The sequence below is a fragment of the Ruoffia tabacinasalis genome, from assembly GCF_005864045.1.
GTDB classification, from domain to species: domain Bacteria; phylum Bacillota; class Bacilli; order Lactobacillales; family Aerococcaceae; genus Ruoffia; species Ruoffia tabacinasalis.
The window spans coordinates 1-4,909 of the sequence record NZ_VBSP01000078.1 but is presented as its reverse complement, the minus strand read 5'-3'; the positions used below and the strand labels follow the sequence as shown (position 1 = coordinate 4,909).

Sequence of the window (4,909 nt, the reverse complement as noted above, 5' to 3'; positions counted from 1 at the left end):
TTCGATATTAATTGATTTCCACGAAAATTGGGAAAATAACGCTCGGACATTCTTACAAGTGTAATGTGCATGATGACCAGATGATATAACTACATTGAGACTTTTACACAAGATTATGGACTTGACATTTTTTGTAGCATGCGGGGCGTCGAGAGGCGTCGCGACGTACCGCAAATTCGAATACGTAGCGTCGCGCTTGCTCACGACACTCCACAAGCTAATTTCCGTAGTGTCGTGCTGACTCACGACACTCCGTATCCATGTTTACGGTTCATGGCGCCGATCCGCGACGCCCAAACCCACTAGCCAATCGCATGTTTCAATAGAATTTTTATCCAGAATGTATTAAAATAAAGTAACTAAATTCAAGAGGGGGCTAATATGTACGAACAATGGATAGCGATGGAGCAATTTTATTATGGATATTTTGCTTGGGGTTTATTAGTCGTAATTATTCTCTCTATTTTACTAGTTTCCTGTCTGTATTATGTTAATTTATTAATCCCAAAAATAATACTCATTCTAACCCTTATCGCTTTCACAATATTTGGGGTAGGAGTTGTTCGGGGATATTCTCAATACGGTGATTTAATTGAGCAAGCGAGTAAAGAGTCTGCCGCAATTCGCAACTTCAAACGAACATTTTTCATGATTGATATGCCGTACCAAGCTATGGAAATGAAGGCTTACCGGGATGGGTATTTTGATGAAGGATTTGAAGCGGTTGATTTTTACGAGAAAATGTTTGTCAGCGAGCCGGTTGAATATTTAGGAGCGACGCAACAAGGCGGGTACGTCTTTCGAATTGGCGGGAGCGAGTATGTTGTGAGTCAGGCCTGGGTGCGATTCTCCGATGAAGTTAACCAGGCTGTGCGAATCGGGACACAATATCAAGTAGCAGATCCGCGCTTCATTGAGCTCGGATTTGTGGAAAAATCGCGAGTCCTGCTTGATGAGTATATTGTCCCAAGCCAAGCGGAAAATCATATGGCCGATAAGGCAGGCGTAACCGCTGCTCAACTTCAAGCGCGGGGGATTGTGAAAGGCTGGGTTGTCCCGTAATTTTATAAAATGAAACCAAAAAACCTCTGGGAAAATATAACCTTAGAAGTATTTTCGGGATTTGCGGAGCGTCGTGCATGCCCGCGACGTACCGCAAATCCAAATGCGTAGTGTCGTGCATGCCCGCGACGCCCCGCAAATCCAAATGCGTAGTGTCGTGCATGCCCGCGACGCCCCGCAAATCCAAATGCGTAGTGTCGTGCATGCCCGCGACGCCCCGCAAATCCGAATGCGTAGTGTCGTGCACGCCCGCGACACTCCGCAAGCCAATTTCCGTAGCGTCGCGCACGCTCACGACACTCCGCAAGCCAATTTCCGTAGCGTCGTGCCCGCTCACGACGCCCCGCAACCAATAACTCTCAACAAAAAACACCAAACTTCTCACAAAGTTTGGTGTTTTTCCCGTACTATATCTAAATCTCAATTCCCGGATGCTCTTCCATGAAAGCCTCAAGTTCAATACTTGCCTCTTCCCAAGTTTCCAGCGCATTGGTTTGGCGCTCGTTGGCTTGAATCAATTTTTTATTCAAATCAGCTAACTCAGGTTGGTCATTGGCTTCATTCGCCCTGATCATGTCCGCTTCAAGCTTTGTGATCAAGGCATCCATGGCTTCACTTTCTGTCATCGCCTCATCGACTTTAGTTTGAAGTTTCCGCAAGTCCTTTTTCAAAGCTTTTGTTTCTTCATAAGTGAACTGGTTTTGAGACATTTCCTTATTAGGAGTGGCCTCGTCCTGACTATCCTGCTCACGTAAAGCTTCGATTTCCTCTAACTCACGTTTTTTCTCAATATAGTAATCATAATCACCTAAATAAAGCGACGCGCCATCAGGTGATATTTCCAAAATGTTGGTCGCAATGCGGTTAATAAAATAACGGTCGTGCGACACGAACAGTAGTGTGCCGTCGTAATCAATTAACGCTTCTTCCAGAACTTCCTTACTATCAATGTCTAAGTGGTTGGTCGGCTCATCTAATAACAAAGTATTGTCATGATCGGTCGCCAGCAGTGCCAAGCTCAGGCGGGCCTTTTCGCCACCACTGAGCATCGACACTTTCTTCTCAACCGTCTCGCCACTAAACAAGAAACTCCCTAAAATCGAACGCACTTTCCATTCATCGGTTGTATCGTGCGCTTTCCACAGTGTCTCCAACACAGTTTGATTTCCATCTAACTGATTCACATTTTGGTCATAGTAACCAATGTCGACATTACTTCCGAGAATAACCTCCCCAGAAAGCGCTGGGATTTGTTGTAAAATAGTCTTCAAGAAAGTCGTCTTTCCGACCCCATTTGGCCCTACAATCGCAATCGCATCTTGGCGACGCAAGTCCATATTTATAGTTTTAGCAATCGGCTCTTCATAACCAATCGTCAAGTCGCGCGTTTCAATCACACGGTTTCCGCTGTCGCGAATCGCACTGAACTCAATTCGCGGTGCTTTTGCATCTTGCTTCGGTTTTTCGATACGATCCATTTTTTCTAATTTTTTCCGGCGACTCTGCGCACGTTTCGTCGTAGACGCTCGGACAATATTTTTTGCAACAAAGTCTTCCAATTTCTCAATCTCAATTTGTTGCTTCTGGTATTCTTTCCACTCTTGTTCCATCCGCAGTGCTTTCTCTTTTAAATAAAAATCATAATTCCCTTTATACGTATGCAACGTATTGTTACTCAACTCGAGAACTTGATTGGCCACCCGATTTAAAAAGTAGCGGTCATGCGACACAATCAACAGCGCACCCCGGTAACCACGCAAGTAGCCCTCCAGCCAATTCAGTGTCTGCATATCCAAGTGGTTAGTCGGCTCATCCAAGATCAAAAGATCATAAGACATTAGCAAAATACGCGCCAAAGCGAGTCTAGTTTTTTGCCCACCCGATAGCGATTCAACAGGGCGGTCGTAATCTTCCTCATAAAATTGAAAGCCATGTAAGACCGTCCGAATTTCCGACTCAACCCCATAGGCGTTCGATTCTGCCAACTGTTGTTGAATCTGATCATAGGCACTTAAGGCATTTTGATATTCCTTCGATTCCCAATCCTCACTCAACTCAGCCACTCGCTCAGCTGCCACCTCCGCCTTTTCGCGCAAGGCCAAGGTATCCGAGAAGACATGTAACATCTCCTCCCAAATCGAGCGGTCTGAATCAATCGATACATGCTGCTCTAAATAACCCACCCGCAAATCGCGTGAGCGTGTAATTTCCCCTGCAGAAATCGGTTCTGTTTTCATAATTTGACTTATTAATGTTGATTTTCCCGCACCATTTCGCCCAACAAGAGCAATGCGGTCATTCGTTTGGATATTAAATGAAACGTTCTCATACAGCGTCACATCAGCAAAGCGACGCGCAACGTCATTAGCTTGTAGTAAAATCATTCGATGACTCCTTCTATTTGAACTCCTAATTATTATAGCCCACACACACACATTTCACAAAATATAAAATAATAAAATGGAAACTGCCCTAAATTACGTATCTATATATAGAAGGAATTTTAAGGAGTGATATAAAATGAAAAAATCAATCGAGTTAGCTTATTTTGAAATTATGTCTCAAAGATACGAATTAACCGGCGAGAACCAAAGACACTTAGAAAAGATGCAAAGCGGGTATCAAGGCGAAGTTCAATTTGAGAAAATAGTGAGCGAAGTCTTGCCGAACAAAATGCTACTACTGACCGATCTAGCCTTTGAAATGCGTTACGGCGAAACCCAAATTGACGCACTACTTATTTCAAATAACGCAATTCGCATGTTTGAAGTGAAAAATTTATTAAGCCAATATCAGTACCACGACGGCGTTTGGACCACTAATGGGTGGAAGTTATCCAGAGACTACTTTACCCAAATGAAACGAGCGGGAGAAATTCTTGAAGCACTTTTAGATGAAATGGGCATTCGGACTGAAGTCGAAACAAAATTAGTTTTCATTCAAGAAGAAGACACCGTCCAAATCTCAGATTCACGCGCCGAAGGCTTGTATTTAAAGCGGTGGCAAATCAAGAAGTATTTTAAAGAATTGGAAAAAGAAACCTACGGAGCAAAATGGCGCCCCGAAGAAGTGGCGGTAAAATTAATGAAGCGAGCGAGCCGCCGGAAATTCCCAAAAGTGCGCCCAGTAGATATTGACAAAACGCAGATCTACCGAGGAATTGTGTGCTGCGGGTGCGGTGGTCACAAGATCGATGTTGGAACCGAAAAATATCACGTCGTCTGCCGATCATGTGGCTACCGCGAGTCAAAAGAAAAAGCAGTGTTGCGAACCCTATGCGACTTAGCAATCCTAGACTATGACCAGCCGCTGACTCGAAGAACCCTAAACTATTACCAAGATACGAAAGGCATTCATAATACAATCCGACACGTCCTAAAGAAATATTTCAAAGTACATAGCCGCGGCCGGACCGCTGACTATATTAACCCAATGAAGCGGATGGAAGACGCATTTGATGATCTAAAATTCCGATTCCGGGATATTCCGTGATAAACGAGCACTCGAAAAAAATTCGAGTGCTCGATTCCGGCTAAACAAGCACTCGAAATGAATTCGAGTGCTCGATTCGGACTAAACGATCATTCGAAAAAAATTCGAGTGCTCGATTCGGGCTAAACGATCATTCAAAAATAATTCGAGTGCTCGATTCGGACTAAACAATCATTCGAAAAAAATTCGAGTGCTCGTTTCCGACAAAAATCACCAATTTTCACAAACTATACTGGTCCTATGAACGTGGACAATCTGAGCCACACTCATTTCATTCGTGAACTAAGTTTATTTCTGTCATAATAATCGTAGACTCAAAGGTATAAAGACTAAATATTTGTAGACAATCCGTCAT

General features: G+C 43.7%; 3 protein-coding genes. 2 read left to right on the top strand and 1 reads right to left on the bottom strand.

The features are described 5' to 3' along the window. The first annotated feature begins 381 nt into the window (after positions 1 to 381). Positions 382 to 1,062: a hypothetical protein gene (locus FEZ33_RS11830; protein ID WP_138405572.1), complete on the top strand. Its 681-nt coding sequence runs from the start codon at positions 382 to 384 to the stop codon at positions 1,060 to 1,062. Between the two features lie 413 nt (positions 1,063 to 1,475). On the opposite strand, the gene FEZ33_RS11825 is transcribed toward FEZ33_RS11830, so the two are convergent. Then, positions 1,476 to 3,446 carry an ABC-F family ATP-binding cassette domain-containing protein gene (locus FEZ33_RS11825; RefSeq protein WP_138405571.1) on the bottom strand — a complete coding sequence of 657 codons (1,971 nt, stop codon included), beginning with the start codon at positions 3,444 to 3,446 and terminating at the stop codon, positions 1,476 to 1,478. A gap of 136 nt (positions 3,447 to 3,582) precedes the next feature. Between FEZ33_RS11825 and FEZ33_RS11820 the strand changes: the two genes are divergently transcribed. Continuing rightward, entirely contained in the window at positions 3,583 to 4,554 is a 972-nt protein-coding gene (locus FEZ33_RS11820) for a nuclease-related domain-containing protein (protein WP_138405570.1), read from the top strand. Positions 4,555 to 4,909 lie beyond the last annotated feature (355 nt).

Bases quoted from the DNA above. Each gene is read 5' to 3' on its own strand.
- FEZ33_RS11830 (WP_138405572.1), top strand. From the start codon at position 382: ATGTACGAACAATGGATAGCGATGGAGCAATTTTATTATGGATATTTT.
- FEZ33_RS11825 (WP_138405571.1), bottom strand. From the start codon at position 3,446: ATGATTTTACTACAAGCTAATGACGTTGCGCGTCGCTTTGCTGATGTG.
- FEZ33_RS11820 (WP_138405570.1), top strand. From the start codon at position 3,583: ATGAAAAAATCAATCGAGTTAGCTTATTTTGAAATTATGTCTCAAAGA.